General features: G+C 72.3%; 15 protein-coding genes. 9 read left to right on the top strand and 6 right to left on the bottom strand.

Annotated features, from left to right (window positions below; all coding sequences use genetic code 11):
* Positions 1-118: 118 nt before the first annotated feature.
* From otnK to DE149_RS09445, 6 genes are read left to right on the top strand one after another with little or no spacing between them, the layout of a single operon-like run.
* Positions 119-1,396 (top strand): 3-oxo-tetronate kinase, encoded by a 1,278-nt coding sequence (gene otnK / locus DE149_RS09470; RefSeq protein WP_082836641.1) that lies wholly within the window; start codon positions 119-121, stop codon positions 1,394-1,396.
* A 42-nt stretch (positions 1,397-1,438) separates the two neighbouring features.
* On the top strand, positions 1,439-2,236 hold the full coding sequence (gene otnI / locus DE149_RS09465) for a 2-oxo-tetronate isomerase (RefSeq protein WP_113914404.1): 798 nt from the start codon (positions 1,439-1,441) through the stop codon (positions 2,234-2,236).
* Entirely contained in the window at positions 2,233-3,021 is a 789-nt protein-coding gene (locus DE149_RS09460; RefSeq protein ID WP_002855529.1) for a DeoR/GlpR family DNA-binding transcription regulator, read from the top strand. The genes otnI and DE149_RS09460 overlap by 4 nt, the downstream gene beginning before the upstream one ends.
* A 10-nt stretch (positions 3,022-3,031) precedes the next feature.
* A complete protein-coding gene (gene denD, locus DE149_RS09455; RefSeq protein ID WP_002855531.1) occupies positions 3,032-3,991 on the top strand; it encodes a D-erythronate dehydrogenase in 960 nt (319 codons plus the stop codon).
* Between the two features lie 42 nt (positions 3,992-4,033).
* Positions 4,034-5,431: a GntP family permease gene (locus tag DE149_RS09450; RefSeq protein WP_113914403.1), complete on the top strand. Its 1,398-nt coding sequence runs from the start codon at positions 4,034-4,036 to the stop codon at positions 5,429-5,431.
* A gap of 10 nt (positions 5,432-5,441) precedes the next feature.
* Positions 5,442-6,065, top strand: a complete 624-nt coding sequence (locus DE149_RS09445; RefSeq protein WP_049147437.1) for an aldolase — start codon at positions 5,442-5,444, stop codon at positions 6,063-6,065.
* A gap of 90 nt (positions 6,066-6,155) precedes the next feature.
* Here the strand turns inward: DE149_RS09445 and DE149_RS09440 are convergent, their stop codons facing one another.
* Positions 6,156-7,217 (bottom strand): zinc-binding dehydrogenase, encoded by a 1,062-nt coding sequence (locus DE149_RS09440; RefSeq protein WP_113914402.1) that lies wholly within the window; start codon positions 7,215-7,217, stop codon positions 6,156-6,158.
* A 265-nt stretch (positions 7,218-7,482) separates the two neighbouring features.
* Here DE149_RS09440 and DE149_RS09435 point away from each other — a divergent pair, with 265 nt between their 5' ends.
* Positions 7,483-8,985 (top strand): long-chain fatty acid--CoA ligase, encoded by a 1,503-nt coding sequence (locus DE149_RS09435; RefSeq protein ID WP_113914401.1) that lies wholly within the window; start codon positions 7,483-7,485, stop codon positions 8,983-8,985.
* 7 nt (positions 8,986-8,992) lie between these two features.
* The gene (locus DE149_RS09430) at positions 8,993-9,496 is read left to right on the top strand and encodes a DUF6226 family protein (protein ID WP_113914400.1); all 504 of its coding nucleotides are present in this window, start codon (positions 8,993-8,995) and stop codon (positions 9,494-9,496) included.
* Between the two features lie 28 nt (positions 9,497-9,524).
* Here DE149_RS09430 and DE149_RS09425 read toward each other — a convergent pair whose 3' ends face one another.
* From DE149_RS09425 to DE149_RS09410, 4 genes are all read right to left on the bottom strand, one after another.
* Entirely contained in the window at positions 9,525-10,277 is a 753-nt protein-coding gene (locus DE149_RS09425; protein ID WP_113914399.1) for a metal-dependent hydrolase, read from the bottom strand.
* 177 nt (positions 10,278-10,454) lie between these two features.
* Entirely contained in the window at positions 10,455-11,189 is a 735-nt protein-coding gene (locus DE149_RS09420; protein WP_113914398.1) for an LrgB family protein, read from the bottom strand.
* Positions 11,186-11,548 carry a CidA/LrgA family protein gene (locus DE149_RS09415; protein ID WP_002855541.1) on the bottom strand — a complete coding sequence of 121 codons (363 nt, stop codon included), beginning with the start codon at positions 11,546-11,548 and terminating at the stop codon, positions 11,186-11,188. Before DE149_RS09415 ends, DE149_RS09420 begins: the two co-directional genes overlap by 4 nt.
* On the bottom strand, positions 11,545-12,252 hold the full coding sequence (locus tag DE149_RS09410; RefSeq protein ID WP_002855543.1) for a GntR family transcriptional regulator: 708 nt from the start codon (positions 12,250-12,252) through the stop codon (positions 11,545-11,547). The genes DE149_RS09415 and DE149_RS09410 overlap by 4 nt, the downstream gene beginning before the upstream one ends.
* 105 nt (positions 12,253-12,357) lie before the next feature.
* Here DE149_RS09410 and DE149_RS09405 point away from each other — a divergent pair, with 105 nt between their 5' ends.
* On the top strand, positions 12,358-12,540 hold the full coding sequence (locus DE149_RS09405; RefSeq protein WP_020625930.1) for a hypothetical protein: 183 nt from the start codon (positions 12,358-12,360) through the stop codon (positions 12,538-12,540).
* Here the strand turns inward: DE149_RS09405 and DE149_RS09400 are convergent.
* Positions 12,522-13,529, bottom strand: a complete 1,008-nt coding sequence (locus DE149_RS09400) for a GIY-YIG nuclease family protein (RefSeq protein ID WP_113914397.1) — start codon at positions 13,527-13,529, stop codon at positions 12,522-12,524. The two genes, DE149_RS09405 and DE149_RS09400, sit on opposite strands and share 19 nt — an antisense overlap.
* Positions 13,530-13,601 lie beyond the last annotated feature (72 nt).

The following is a 13,601-nucleotide window of genomic DNA, read 5'->3' as shown; positions in this document are numbered from 1 at the left end:
GCGCCTTCCGTGGTGCGGTTCACAATCTGGCCCTTCGATGTTAGCTTATGTGAAATTCCGTCCCATGTTCACAGAGTCGAACAAATCGGGCGACCCCGCCCGATCAGAAAGGTGCACCATGCCGTTGCGAGCAGGAGTGATCGCCGACGACTTCACCGGAGCCACGGACATCGCCGGGGCCCTTGTGGACGGTGGGCTCCGCACCGTGCAGTTCTCGGGTGCCGCACACGTCCCCGATCACGTGGACGCGGACGCGGTGGTCATCAGCCTCAAGACCCGCTCGATCCCGCCCGGGGACGCCGCCGCCCAGAGCCTCGAGGCCTGCCGCGCCCTCGAACGCCTCGGTGCGGAGCGGATCGTCTTCAAGTACTGCTCCACCTTCGACTCCACCGCCGAGGGCAACATCGGCCCCGTGACGGACGCTCTGCTGGAGCACCTCGGCGAGGACTTCACCGTCGTGGCCCCGGCCCTCCCGGTCAACGGCCGCACCGTCTACCAGGGACACCTGTTCGTGCACGACCGGCTCCTCCAGGAGTCGGGCATGAAGGACCATCCCGTGACGCCCATGCGGGACTCGGACCTGGTCCGGCTCATGGAACGGCAGAGCAGCGGACGGGCCGCGTCCGTCCCCTCGACGGTGGTGGGCGGTGGGTCCGAGGTGCTGCGCGGCGAGCTAGACCGCCTCCGCTCCGAAGGGGTCCGGTATGCCGTGCTGGACACCCTGGACGACACCCACCTCGACACCATCGGCGCGGCAGTGTCCGGCCTACGCCTGACCACGGGCGGCTCCGGCCTCGGCTCCGGACTGGCCCGTTCGCTCACCGGCCGCGCGATCACCGGCGCCGCCACGACCGCGGCCGACGCCTGGCGGTTCACCCCGGGGCGCACCGTGGTGCTGTCCGGCTCGGCGTCCGAGATGACGAATCGACAGGTCGATCGCTATCGCAAGATCGCCCCGTCCCTGGCCGTCGACGTCGTCCGCACGCTGGAGGACGCCACGGCCCTCCGAGACGAGATCCTCGCCTTCGTCCTCGCCCAGGACGGCGGCCCCGCCCCCCTCGTGTACGCGACGGCCGGACCCGACGAGGTCCGTCGCCTGCAGGAGGTCCACGGAAGGCAGCGCGTGTCCACGGCCATCGAGCGCCTCTTCGGCACCCTGGCGGCCGCGCTGCGCGAACGCGGGGTGAGCCGGTTCGTCGTTGCCGGGGGCGAGACCTCCGGTGCGGTGACGCAGGCGCTCGGCGTCACCGGGCTGCGCGTTGGTCCCCAGATCGCCCCCGGCGTCCCGTGGACGGCGAGCCTGGACGGTGCGGTGGACCTCGCGCTGAAGTCCGGGAACTTCGGGGACGAGGACTTCTTCTCCGCCGCTCAGCGCCTCACCGACCCCCGGGCCTGACCCTCCACCGACCATCGCCCGCCCGACACCGAGGATCCACCGATGCCGCAGTTCGCCGCGAATCTCAGCATGATGTTCACCGAGCGTCCCTTCCTGGAGCGCTTCGCCGCCGCCGCGGAGGCGGGCTTCACCGGTGTCGAGTACCTCTTCCCGTACGAGTACCCCGCCGCAGAGGTCGCGGCGGCCCTGCGCTCGGCCGGGCTGACCCAGGCGCTGTTCAACGCCCCAGCCGGTGACTGGGACGCGGGGGAGCGGGGGCTCGCGTCCCTGCCCGGCCGCGACGCGGAGTTCGAACGCGGCATCGCCACCGCCCTGGAGTACGCGCGTGCCCTCGCGTGCCCGCGGGTGCACGTGATGGCCGGCATCGCGGATCCCGACGACGCCGACGCCCGACGCCGCTACGTGGAGCGGATCCGCCGCGCCTGCGACGCCGCGGCGCAGCACGGCGTGGAGGTCCTGCTGGAGCCCATCAATGCGGTGGACATGCCGGGGTACTTCCTGTCCCGCGTCCCGCAGGCCCGGGAGCTGCTGGAGGAGGTTGACCGCCCCAACGTCGGATTGCAGCTGGACCTCTATCATGCCCAGATCACCGAGGGGGACCTCACCCGACTGGTGGACGCGTCTGTGGACCTCACCCGCCACGTGCAGATCGCCGGCGTCCCGGACCGTCATGAGCCGGACACCGGAGAGGTCGCCTACGAGCACCTGTTCGCGCACCTGGACAAGGCCGGCTACACGGGCTGGGTGGGCTGCGAGTACCGCCCCGCCGGGCGCACCGAGGACGGCCTCGGCTGGTTCGCGGCACACCGCGGGTCCCAGCGCCCCGGAGAACGGGCATGATCGCGGACGAGCGGCGGCGGCGTCTGGTCAACCTCGTGGTGGAGCGCGGCTCTGCCTCCGTGACCGCGCTGGCGGATGAGCTGGGCGTGTCCTCCATGACCGTGCGCCGGGATGTGAAGCGGCTCGAGGAGGAGGGCCGCCTCGTCTCCGTGGCTGGCGGCGTCGCCAAGCCGGCGCGCCTGTCCCTGGACGCGACGCATCGGGTGAAGCTTGGGATCCGGCCCCGGGAGAAGGCGGCCATCGCCCGCCGAGCCGCAGAGCTGATCCGCCCGGGGGACCTCCTTTATCTGGACGCCGGGACCACCATGCTCGCCCTGGCCCGACTGCTTGCGGCCCGCCCCGCCGCGGAACGGGTCGACGTGGTCACCAACGACCTGGCCGTGGCGGCGGCCGTCGGCGAGCACCCGGGAGCCCAGATCCACGTGCTCGGCGGCCGCCTGGACGCCGGGAACCTGTCCACGGACGGGCCCACTGCCGCCGCGGAGCTGGCGGGTTTCAACATCGACCTGGCGTTCATCTCGGCGTCCTCGTTCGACCTCCGCGGACTCTCGGTGCCCACCGAAGGCAAGGCGATCGTGAAGCGAAGCATCGCCGAGCACGCGGACCGCTGCGTGCTCGTCGCGGACTCCTCGAAGTACGGGCGCGTGTCCACCTTCAAGGCCCTCCCCCTCCGGGCCTTCGACGCGATCGTCACCGACCCCGCGTTGCCCGACGCCGTCCGCGATCGGGCGACCGCGGTCGGTGTGGACCTCCTATTGACCCCCCTCCCGACCCTTCCCACGTAGGAGAACACCCATGAACATCGTCGTCACCGGCGGCGCCGGCTTCCTCGGCAGCCGCGTGATCCGCTCCCTCCTCCAGGCCCAGGACGCCGGCCGCCTGCCCGTGCCGGTGGACTCCGTCGTCTCGCTCGACCTGGCGCCCTGCCCTGTGGAGGACCCCCGGGTGAGCTCCCGGGTCGGCGACATGGCCGACCCCGCGGTCCTGGCCGAGGCCATCACCGCAGACACGGCAGGGATCTTCCACCTCGCCGCCGTGCTCTCCGGCGGCGCCGAGCAGGACTTCAACCTCGCGCTGCGCGTGAACGTGGACGCCACGGAGCGGCTGCTGGAGGCCGCCCGTGGCACCGGGGCCCGGCCCCGGTTCGTCTTCACCAGCTCCCTGGCCGTGTTCGGCAGCGCCGTGCCGACGGTGGTCCCCGAAGACCTGGCCACCCAGCCCGAGTCCACCTACGGGGCGACGAAGGCCATCGGCGAACTGCTGGTCAACGAGTACTCGCGCAAGGGGTACGTGGACGGCCGGGTCTGCCGGCTACCCACCATCTCGGTGCGACCCGGGAAGCCGAACTCGGCCGCGTCCTCGTTCGCCAGCGGCATCATCCGCGAGCCCCTCCAGGGTCTGCAGGCTGAGCTGCCGGTGCCGGAGGACACCCGGATGTGGCTGTCCTCCCCCGACACGGCGGTGCAGAACCTCGTGCACGCCTTCATCGTGGAGTCCGAGCGGCTAGGGGGCTGGCGGGTGCTGAACATCCCGGGCGTCTCCGTGACCGTGGCGGAGATGCTCGACGCCCTCGAGGCCGTCGGGGGGCCCGAGGCACGGGCACGGGTCGTCCCACGCCCGGATCAGCGGGTCATGGACATCGTGTGCTCGTGGCCCGGCGAGTTCGACGTCGAGCGAACCCTGTCCCTCGGCTTCCGCCCAGACAGCAGCTTCGAGGCCGCCGTCCGTCAGTTCCACCGCGAGTTCGTCGCCTGAGTCGGCCTCACCCCTCGGATCCACACCACTAGGAGAACCACCATGAACGGGCTCGAAGCCTCCGAGATCGGTGCGCTGGTCGGCCTCACGGCAGCCGTCGCCCTGCTCATCTTCTTCGTCATCCGGACCAAGATCCACGCCGTCCTGGCCTTGGTCATCGCCGCCTCCATCGCGGGTCTGGCGGCCGGGATGGCCCCGGACGCCGTTATCCAGGCCATCACCACCAGCTTCGGCTCGACCCTCGGGACCATCGGCCTCGTCATCGGCATGGGCGTGATGATGGGGCGCATCCTCGAGGTCTCGGGGGCCGCGGAAAAGCTGGCCTACTCCCTCATCCGCGTGCTAGGTAAGGGGAAGGAGGAGTGGGCGCTCGCCGGCGCGGGCTTCGTCATCTCCATCCCGATCTTCGTGGACTCCGCCTTCGTGATCCTGCAGCCGCTCGTGCGGTCGCTGGCCCGGACCTCCGGGCGGTCCATCCTCACCCTGGGCATCGCCCTCGCCGGCGGCCTGGTCGTCACCCACCACGCCGTCCCCCCGACGCCGGGCCCGCTCGGCGCCGCCGGCATCTTCGACGTGAACGTCGGCGAGATGATCCTCTGGGGCCTCATCCTCAGCTTCCCCGCCATGATCGCGGTGACCCTGTACGCGAAGGTCATGGGTCCGAAGATCGAGGCCATGATCGAACGGGACACGGGCGAACGCCTCTCCCCCGCGGAGGCCTTCGGGGAGTTCCAGGAGCGTGCCGCCGTCCGGGAACGCGAGCTGCCCGGGCTGTTCATCTCGATCCTGCCGATCCTGCTGCCGATCGTCCTGATCTTCCTGAACACCTTCTCCGCCACCATGGTGGAGAACAACGAAGGTGCCCTGCCTGCCGGGCTGGTCTCCACGCTCGCCTTCATCGGCAACCCCGTCATCGCCCTGCTGCTCGGCGTCCTCGTGGCGATTTACGGCCTCGCCCGCAACCAGTCGCGCCAGGAGACTCTGGACAACATGGAGTTCGGCGTACAGTCGGCGGGCATCATCCTGTTGGTCACCGGCGCCGGCGGAGCCCTCGGCGGCGTTCTGCGCGAGTCCGGGACGGCGGAGTCCATCGGCCAGGCAGTGGCCGGCCTCCCCCTGCCGACCATCCTGATCCCGTTCGTCATCGCGACCATCGTCCGCCTCATCCAGGGGTCCGGTACGGTGGCCATCATCACCTCCGCCTCGATCTCCGCACCCATCCTCGCGGCCATGCCGGATGTGAACATGGTGTTGGCCGCGCAGGCCGCCGCCCTCGGCTCGCTGTTCTTCGGTTACTTCAACGACAGCTTCTTCTGGGTGGTGAACCGGATGCTGGGCATCAAGAACGCCAAGCATCAGATCCTCGCGTGGTCCATCCCCACCACGATCGCCTGGGCGACCACCCTGGTCGCCCTGCTCATCGCCAACGCACTCGTCTGAGAGGAGCCCCGTGACCGACGAGTCCTTGCTGCGCCGTCAGATCGCCGAGTTCGGTGCAAGCCTGTTCTCCCGTGGATTCTCCGTGGGCAGCGCCGGCAACATCAGCGTCCGGATCGAGGGCGGGTATCTCATGACGCCCACCAACTCCTCCCTCGGCCGGCTGGACCCCGAGGCGCTCTCCGTGCTGGATGAACACTGGAGGCACCAGGCTGGTCCCCGGCCGTCCAAGGAGGTGGTGATGCATCGGGCCATGTACGAGGCCCGCCCGGAGGCACAGGCGATCGTGCACCTGCACTCGACCTACGTGACGGCGTACAGCTGCCTGGCCGAGGACGGGGGCATCCCGCCCCTCACCCCGTACTTCGTGATGCGGCTGGGCCGGGACGTGCCGACCGTCCCCTACCACCGACCCGGTTCGGCGGAGATGCTGGACGACATCCTCGGGGCCGGGCGCCGGTCCCCCGGCGTGGTGCTGGCCAACCACGGCTCGATCGTCGCCGGTGCCACGTTGGAGAGCGCGGTCAACGCCGCGGAGGAGCTGGAGGTGTCGGCGCAGCTCGCCTTCCTGCTGGAGGGGCGCCCCACCCGCCCGCTGACAGAGGCGCAGGTCCAGGAGCTCCTCGGGCCGCAGTGACCCGAGGCCGATGGCCGGCGCGCGGGGCGTGGTGCGGACGTGGCCGCCCACCTTCCTAGCAGAGGCGGGCACGCTCAGCGCGCGGGTGCCTCAGACCTCCAGCAGCACCTTGATCTCGCGGCGCTCGTCCATGGCCCGGTACGCCTCGGCGGCGTCGTCGAGCGGCATGCGCGCGGTGAACACGCGGCCGGGCTGGATCTCGCCGGACTGGATGCGCTCGATCAGCTCGGGCAGGAAGCGACGGACGGGCGCGGGCCCGCCCTCGAGGTGGATCTCACGGCCGAAGAGGTCGGAGCCGTCGAGGGTCTGGTCGTGGGAGACGCCCACGAACCCGACGTACCCGCCGGGGCGCACCGAGGCCAGGGCCTGGTCCATGGAGCCCTGCGTGCCGACGGCCTCGCACACCCCGTGCGCGCCGTAGCCGCCGGTGAGCTCGCGCACCTGGGCGGCGCCCTCCTCGCCGCGCTCGGCGATCACGACGTCCGCGCCGAACTCACGGGCGAGCGCGGCCCGATCCTCATGGCGGGAGAACACGATGACCTGCTCCGCGCCGAGGGTCTTGGCGCCCAGGACGGCGCACAGGCCGACGGCGCCGTCGCCGACCACGGCGATGGTCTTGCCGGGGCCGGCCTGCGCGGCGACGGCGGCGTACCAGCCGGTGCCGAGCACATCCGAGGCGGCGAGGTAGTCGGCCAGGCGGTCCGGGTCCGAGGGCTCACCCCCGGGCACCTTCACGAGGGAGCCGTCCGCGAGCTCGACACGCATGTACTGCGCCTGGCTGCCCGTGTACTCGCCGGCGTTGACGCAGCGGGACTGGTAGCCGGCCTGGCAGATCTCGCACGTGTTGTCCGAGAGCATGAACGAGCCGATCACGAAGTCGCCGACCTCGAGGGTGGCGACGTCCTCGCCCTTCTCCACGATCGTGCCGACGTACTCGTGGCCCATGCGCCGGTTGTCGACGTCGTTGTGGCCGCGGTAGGGCCACAGGTCCGAGCCGCACACGCACGCGGCGGCCAGCTTCAGGACCACGTCCGTGGGCTGGGCGACGCGCGGAGTGTCCACCTCCTCCACGACGACGTCGCCCGGCGCGCGCATGACGACGGCCTTCATCGTCTCGGGGATGGCAGGGGTGGCGGGGGTCTGTGCGGTCATGGTCTGTCCTCCGGTCTGGCCCGGCGGTCCGGGCGGCGGTGTGCGGGGACCAGTCTTGCGCCCCTGAGCCGTGGAGACGACACATCGACGTCGCAGGCGGGGCCGGTGGATGACCGCGCGCCAGCGACATCACCGCCGGGCAGAACCGCGGTGATGTCGCTGGCGTGAGGTCCGCCGACACACCCCGCTCGGCTCACAGCGAACGAGCACCGCCGGGCGTTACGCTGTGGTTCCCATCACATCCGACTCCCCTCGGAGGCCCGTCGTGACCCTCACCCTGCCCGCCCGCCTCGAGCGCACCGCCGCCGAGCACCCGAACTCCACCGCCCTGATCCTCGGCGAGAACCGCATGACATACGCCGAGCTGCAGGACCAGTCCCAGCGTCTGGCCGGGCTCATGCGGCAGGAGGGCATCGGCCCCGGGGACCGCGTGGCGCTCATGGTGCCGAACATCCCGGCGTTCCCGGTGGTGTTCTTCGCGGCCCTGCAGCTGGGCGCCGTCGTCGTCCCGATGAACCCGCTGTTCAAGCGCCGCGAGATCGAGTACTACCTGGAGGACTCGGGCGCGTCGATGCTGTGGTCCGTGCCGTCCGAGGAAGCCGTGGAGGGCGCCCGCGAGCGCGGTGTGCCGCTGCGCACCCTCGGCGAGGACGGCCTCGCCCCGCACCTCGCGGCGAGCCCCGGCCCGGTGACCGAGACCGTCGAGCGGGACCTCGAGGACGACGCCGTCATCCTCTACACCTCCGGCACCACCGGCCGCCCCAAGGGCGCCCAGCTGACCCACCGGAACATGGGCACCAACGCGGACACCGCGGCGGAGACGCTGATCCAGCTCCAGCACGGGGAGACCGTGCTCGGCTGCCTGCCGCTGTTCCACGTCTTCGGCCTCACGTGCGCGCTCATGGCGCCCGTGACGACGGGCGCCAGCCTGGCGTTGATCCCCCGCTTCGATCCCGCCGTGGCCGCGCAGACCGTCCGGGAGCGCGCGGTGGACGTGTTCATCGGCGTGCCCACCATGTACGGGGCCGTGCTGGCCGCGGCCAAGGACCATCCGGAGGACCTGGCCAGCCTGCGCCTGGGCGTCTCCGGCGGATCCGCCCTGCCCGTGGAGCTGCTGCGCCGCTTCGAGGCCACCTTCGACTGCGAGATCCTCGAGGGCTACGGCCTGTCCGAGACCTCCCCGGTCGCGTGCTTCAACCATCCGGGTGAGGCGCATCAGCCGGGCTCGATCGGACGCGCCGTCCGCGGGTGCGAACTGCAGCTGGTGACGCCGGACGGGGCCGTCGTGCCCGAGGGCGATGAGGAGACCCTGGGCGAGGTGTGGATCCGCGGGGAGAACGTGATGAAGGGCTACTGGGGCAAGCCGGAGGCCACCGCCCAGGCCATCACCGAGGACGGCTGGTTCCGCTCCGGCGACCTCGCCCGGCGCGATGCCGCGGGCAACTACTACATCGTGGACCGCACGAAGGACATGATCCTGCGCGGCGGGCTCAACGTGTACCCGCGCGAGATCGAGGAGGTGCTCTACGAGCACCCGGCCGTCGCGGAGGCCGCCGTGGTGGGGGTGCCCCACCCGGAGCTCGGCCAGGAGGTCGCCGCGCACGTGGTGCTCGCCCCCGGCGCGCACGCCACGGAGGAGGAGCTGATCCAGCACGTGAAGTCCCAGGTGGCGCCCTACAAGTACCCGCGCACCGTGACCGTGCGGGACGGGCTGCCCAAGACCGCCACCGGCAAGATCCTCAAGCGGGAACTGACGCCGACGGAGTGAGCCCGGGATGACCGCCCGGGCCCGCGTGTGGGCCGAGGTGCTCGCGGAGGCGGGCGCCGCGGTCGCCCCGGACCCGGTGCGTGGCATCCCGTTCGACGAGGCCGGGCGCGCAGACCTGGCGGTCCCCGTGGGCCGGGCGCTGCGGGTGGCGCCGCCGGCCGGCGTCGACGGCGCCTCCCCCTGGTGGCTGCGGGAGACGGACGTGCCCCAGGACGACGACGGCGGTGTCCTTCCGGTGCTCCGGGTGGCGGTCGGCGCCCCGGGGCAGGTGCACGCGCTGCTCCCGGACTGCGGATGCGACGCATGCGACCCCGGGTCGGACGAGCTGCTCGAGGCCGTGGACCAGGCGGTCGTGCGAGCAGACGGCACGGCCGAGGGGCAGGCCCGGGTCCCGGGGTGGTCGTTCGAGGCGCTCACGGACGCGTGCCGGGACCTGGCCGCCGGCGGCCGTCCGAGGCTGCCGCGTGGGACCGAGGCGACCGTGCGGGCGGGGTGGTTCCCGGAGGCGTGAGGGGGCGGCGGTGGCCGGGTGCTGCCGCTCAGAACAGTGCCGCCACCCCGCGAGCGGCGAGCGGGACGAGTCGCACGGCCCGCACCACGGTGAACGCGGTGACCACCGAGACGAGCACCCACTCCCGCCAGGACCCGGTCCGGCCGAGCAGGGGGAGCCGGAACCGTCCGGAGGACTGCCACCACCACAGGCGCGCGGGGGGCTCCGGGCTGAGCGGCCAGAGCAGGGCCACCCCGTTGTTGGTGAGGGCGTCGCCGAGGATGTGCACGCTCACGCCGACGGCCACGGAGGCGGGGATCCACCACAGCCCGTCGCTGAGGACGGTCGCCGACACCGCGACCAGGATGCCGAGCGCCCACGCGGCCCTCCATCCCCGGTTCGGGAGCAGTCGGAGGGCCTTGGCGGCCACGGCCGCCAGGAACGCGGCGATGACCCCCTGCCCCGGCGTGTAGACGTGCCCCGCGATCGGCACCTGGATGGAGGCGGCCGCCGTCGCGATGGCGGTGAACGCCGCGACCCCCACCAGCGAGTGTGTGCCGCGCCGATGCCCGCCGGCCACGTGGCGGATGCCGCGGCTCATCCACTCGGTCAGGGGCGGCAGGGCGTGGACGACGGTGGCGCGGGGGTGGTCCCAGTCGCTGATCATGGCCGCGCCGGCGGTGGTCACGGCGCCGAGCAGCTGGAGTTCGGCGGGCAGGTGCAGCACGGCGATCGGCGACTGCCAGTGCGTGAGCGCCAGCCAGGCCGCGGCGCCGGTGGCCGCGTGGGACGGGCCCATCATGGGTGGGGTCCTCTCGTTCACAGGACCGGGCCGCGTCACCGCGCCTGCGAGGGCCGGCGGGCGGCCCGCGGGGAAGGAAGAGGACCAGGGTGGCAGGCGGGGCGGACACGGTAAGGAGGCCGCCGCGGCCGGAGCGGGTCGAGGCGGCTGCCCGGCCGGGGGCAGCCGCCCGGCCCCTCACCCCGTCATCGCCAGCACCAGCGGGGCCAGCAGGGCGGTGAGCACGCCGGAGCAGGCCATGGCGAGGGCGGAGAACGCGCCGGTCTTCGGCCCCTCGGCGAGGGCGCGGGCGGTGCCGATGCCGTGGGAGCTCACGCCGATGGCCAGGCCACGCACGCGGGGGTCGCGCACGCGCAGCCGGTCGAGCACCCAGGGGGCGAACACGGCGCCGAGCACGCCGGTGAGCACGGGGAGCACGGCGGCGAGGGAGACGATCCCGCCGCCGGCGTCGGCCACCGCCATGGCGATCGGCGTCGTCGCGGACTTGGGGGCGAACGTGGCGGCCAGCGCGGCGTCCCCGCCCATTGCCCGCACGATCAGCACGGCGCTCACCATGGCGGTCAGCGAGCCGACGGTGACCCCGACGGCGACCGGCAGCAGCAGCTTCCGGATGTCAGGGCCGGCCCGGTACAGGGGGACGGCGAGCGCCACGGTGGCGGGGCCCAGCAGGAAGGTGAGGTAGCTGCCGCCGATCATGTAGGTCTCGTAGTCGATGCCGGTCAGGGCCAGGAACGCGGCCACCAGCACGATCGTCACGAGAACGGGCGTGAGCAGGGCGGTCTGCCGGGCGGCGAGCCACAGGCGGCGGGCGAGCACGGCAACGGCGAGGGTCAGCGCGATGCCGAACAGCGGTGTGTGCAGGAGCGCGTCCCAGGACTCGGCGAGGGAGTCGGTGAGCTCGGCGGCGTTCACTGTGCGTCCTCCTTGTCCGTGAGGCGGCGGGCGAGCGGGGCGGCGACGCCGGCGGTGACCACCAGCCCCAGCAGCCAGGGCACCACGAAGCCGACCAGCATCAGCGCCCGGTGTTCCCCGATGAGGCCCAGCACCGCGACGACGCCGACGCCCGCCGGGACGAACAGCAGCGGCAGGTGCTGGAGCAGGTGATGGCTCGCCGTCATCACCGGCGCGTCCTCGGCCGGCCGGCGCCACGCGAGCAGGCCGAGCAGCAGGAGCATGCCCAGCACGGCCCCGGGGATCGGCAGGTGCAGCGTGTCGGCCACGAGCGTGCCCGCCAGCTGGCAGAGCAGCAGGATCAGCAGGCCCTCGATCATCGGGGTTCACCTGCCTCGGACGGGCCCACGGGCGGCAGGCCGGGGACGACGCCGCTCCCCGCGGCGTCGAGGTGCGCCTGCAGGGCGCGCTGGGCGTCTGCGGCGCGCCCGGCGGCCAGCTGAGCGCAGATCTCGGCGTGCCCATCAAGGAGGCGGCGGGCGGCGTCGACGGATCCGCCGGTGGCGGCGTGGATGAGGCGGGCCAGGCGGGGGGCGAAGGTGCGCACGACCTCGTCGAAGGCGGCGTTGCCGCACGTGGCGATCACGTCCCGGTGGAACCGCACGTCCAGCGCGGAGAACGCCGCGAGGTCGCCGGCGTCCAGGGCGGCGCGCTGCTGCTCCAGGTTGGCGGTGAGCGTGGCGACGAGGGGCCCGACGGCGTCGGGCCGCGCGGCGACCGTGGCGAGGGCGGTGGACTCGAGGAGGCCGCGCAGGGCCGTGAGGTCGGCCACGCTCTGCGGCGTGAGGGCCTGCACGGCCGCGCCCTTCTTGGGGAGGAGCCGCACCAGGCCCCAGCGCTCGAGCTGGAGGAGGGCCTCCCGGGCCGGCGTCCGGGAGATGCCGGCCTCCGTGGAGAGCTGGACCTCGGTGAGCATCTCCCCCGCGGTGATCTCACCGCGGACGATGCGCCAGGCGACGTCGTGGGCCAGGCGGCCGGCAGCCGTGGCACGACTGCCCCATAAGGGGTCGGAGAGTGGAGTCATGCGGGCCAGAATAATCGGATGCATGCATGGATGTATGCATTGTGTCGGACTCCGAAGGGGTCCAGGTGGGGAGGGGCCCAAGATGCCGGCGCCCACCCTCGCCCCATGACCGTCGCCATCACCTGTCTCGACCCCGCCGGCGCGGACCGCGCGGAGCTCATTGCGCTGCTCACCGGCAGCGCGTGGCCCTTCCCTGTGCGCCCCCACATCACCCGGCCGGTGGCGAAGGAGGCCGTCGAGGACGGCGGCGGGCACCCCACGATGCTGGGTCACCAGCTCCCGATGTAGTCCTCCGGGCCGAGGAGACCCCGGGTGTCCGCCCAGGCTCCCCAGCGGTCGAGGAGGAGGGGGATGGCCTGGTCCTCCCACCAGGGCAGGTGGACGAGGCCCTGACTCATGCCTCCGCGGTTGAACCGCTCCACGTTGACCTTGTCCTCGTCGTAAGGCTCGGCCCCCTCAAGGGAGCGATTGAGCGCATCGCGCAGGAGCCGGCCGAGTTCATACTCACTGGCGGGCATGGGGGTGTCGTCGAGCCGTTCAGCGAGCTCCTCCCAGAGACCCACGCTTCCCCGCAGCCCGTACTGGCGGGGGCGGCGGCGGAACAAGTCGCCGACGGTCGCGCGCGCCGACGAATCGGCCCCCACCACGTCCACACCACGCTTCGCCTGCTCCGCCATGGCCGTGCGGGCCTTCCGGATGCGCTGGCGGAGCAGCTGTGCTTCGGGGCTGGTGCCGCCGTAGATGAGGTTCAACGGCGGGGTGTGCGTGTCGATCACAGGCTTCTCAATGTCTCCGAGCGGTGTCACTTCCGCGAACCCGGCGGGTGCCTGCCACACGCGGACGGCGAGGTGACGCAGCATCCAGGTGGTCAGCTGCTCGCCGCTCTCCGGGGTGAGGGTGAATCGACCCGCGGAGGCGACGGCGACCGGCTCCAGGTCCAGCCGATCCACCAGGAGTGCGGCCAGGGTGCGGCGCAGAGTGGAGTGCGCGGTGCCGCCGTCCGCGAAATGCTTGCGTTCCAGGCGGGCCCGCAGGCTGCCCTCGGCCTTGCCGATGTAAAGCACATCGCTTCGACTGACAGACGTGTCCAATCGCAGCTCGGCTCGCGCCGCGTCAGGATCCTGCGCGACAACCGCGTATAGCCCGGTCGAATCCGGCACGACCTCGCCGCCACGCCCACCGATGACCACACCGCCGTCCTCGACGCGTGCGAACAGCTGGGGACTGTTCTGCAGAGCATGGGAAGCGGCCACGATGAGCCCCGCCTTGGTGGTCATGCCAATGTCCTCTCTTCGTCCGGGACATCTACCCCGGCTACGCCTCGAGCCTACGGAGGGCCCTGGACACGG

The sequence above is a fragment of the Micrococcus sp. KT16 genome, from assembly GCF_003315015.1.
Classification (GTDB): Bacteria; Actinomycetota; Actinomycetes; order Actinomycetales; family Micrococcaceae; genus Micrococcus; species Micrococcus luteus.
The sequence above is the reverse complement of the archived record's forward strand: the minus strand, read 5'-3'. Positions and strand labels throughout refer to the sequence as shown.

Bases quoted from the DNA above. Each gene is read 5' to 3' on its own strand.
- otnK (WP_082836641.1), top strand. From the start codon at position 119: ATGCCGTTGCGAGCAGGAGTGATCGCCGACGACTTCACCGGAGCCACG.
- otnI (WP_113914404.1), top strand. From the start codon at position 1,439: ATGCCGCAGTTCGCCGCGAATCTCAGCATGATGTTCACCGAGCGTCCC.
- DE149_RS09460 (WP_002855529.1), top strand. From the start codon at position 2,233: ATGATCGCGGACGAGCGGCGGCGGCGTCTGGTCAACCTCGTGGTGGAG.
- denD (WP_002855531.1), top strand. From the start codon at position 3,032: ATGAACATCGTCGTCACCGGCGGCGCCGGCTTCCTCGGCAGCCGCGTG.
- DE149_RS09450 (WP_113914403.1), top strand. From the start codon at position 4,034: ATGAACGGGCTCGAAGCCTCCGAGATCGGTGCGCTGGTCGGCCTCACG.
- DE149_RS09440 (WP_113914402.1), bottom strand. From the start codon at position 7,217: ATGACCGCACAGACCCCCGCCACCCCTGCCATCCCCGAGACGATGAAG.
- DE149_RS09430 (WP_113914400.1), top strand. From the start codon at position 8,993: ATGACCGCCCGGGCCCGCGTGTGGGCCGAGGTGCTCGCGGAGGCGGGC.
- DE149_RS09425 (WP_113914399.1), bottom strand. From the start codon at position 10,277: ATGATGGGCCCGTCCCACGCGGCCACCGGCGCCGCGGCCTGGCTGGCG.
- DE149_RS09415 (WP_002855541.1), bottom strand. From the start codon at position 11,548: ATGATCGAGGGCCTGCTGATCCTGCTGCTCTGCCAGCTGGCGGGCACG.
- DE149_RS09410 (WP_002855543.1), bottom strand. From the start codon at position 12,252: ATGACTCCACTCTCCGACCCCTTATGGGGCAGTCGTGCCACGGCTGCC.
- DE149_RS09405 (WP_020625930.1), top strand. From the start codon at position 12,358: ATGACCGTCGCCATCACCTGTCTCGACCCCGCCGGCGCGGACCGCGCG.
- DE149_RS09400 (WP_113914397.1), bottom strand. From the start codon at position 13,529: ATGACCACCAAGGCGGGGCTCATCGTGGCCGCTTCCCATGCTCTGCAG.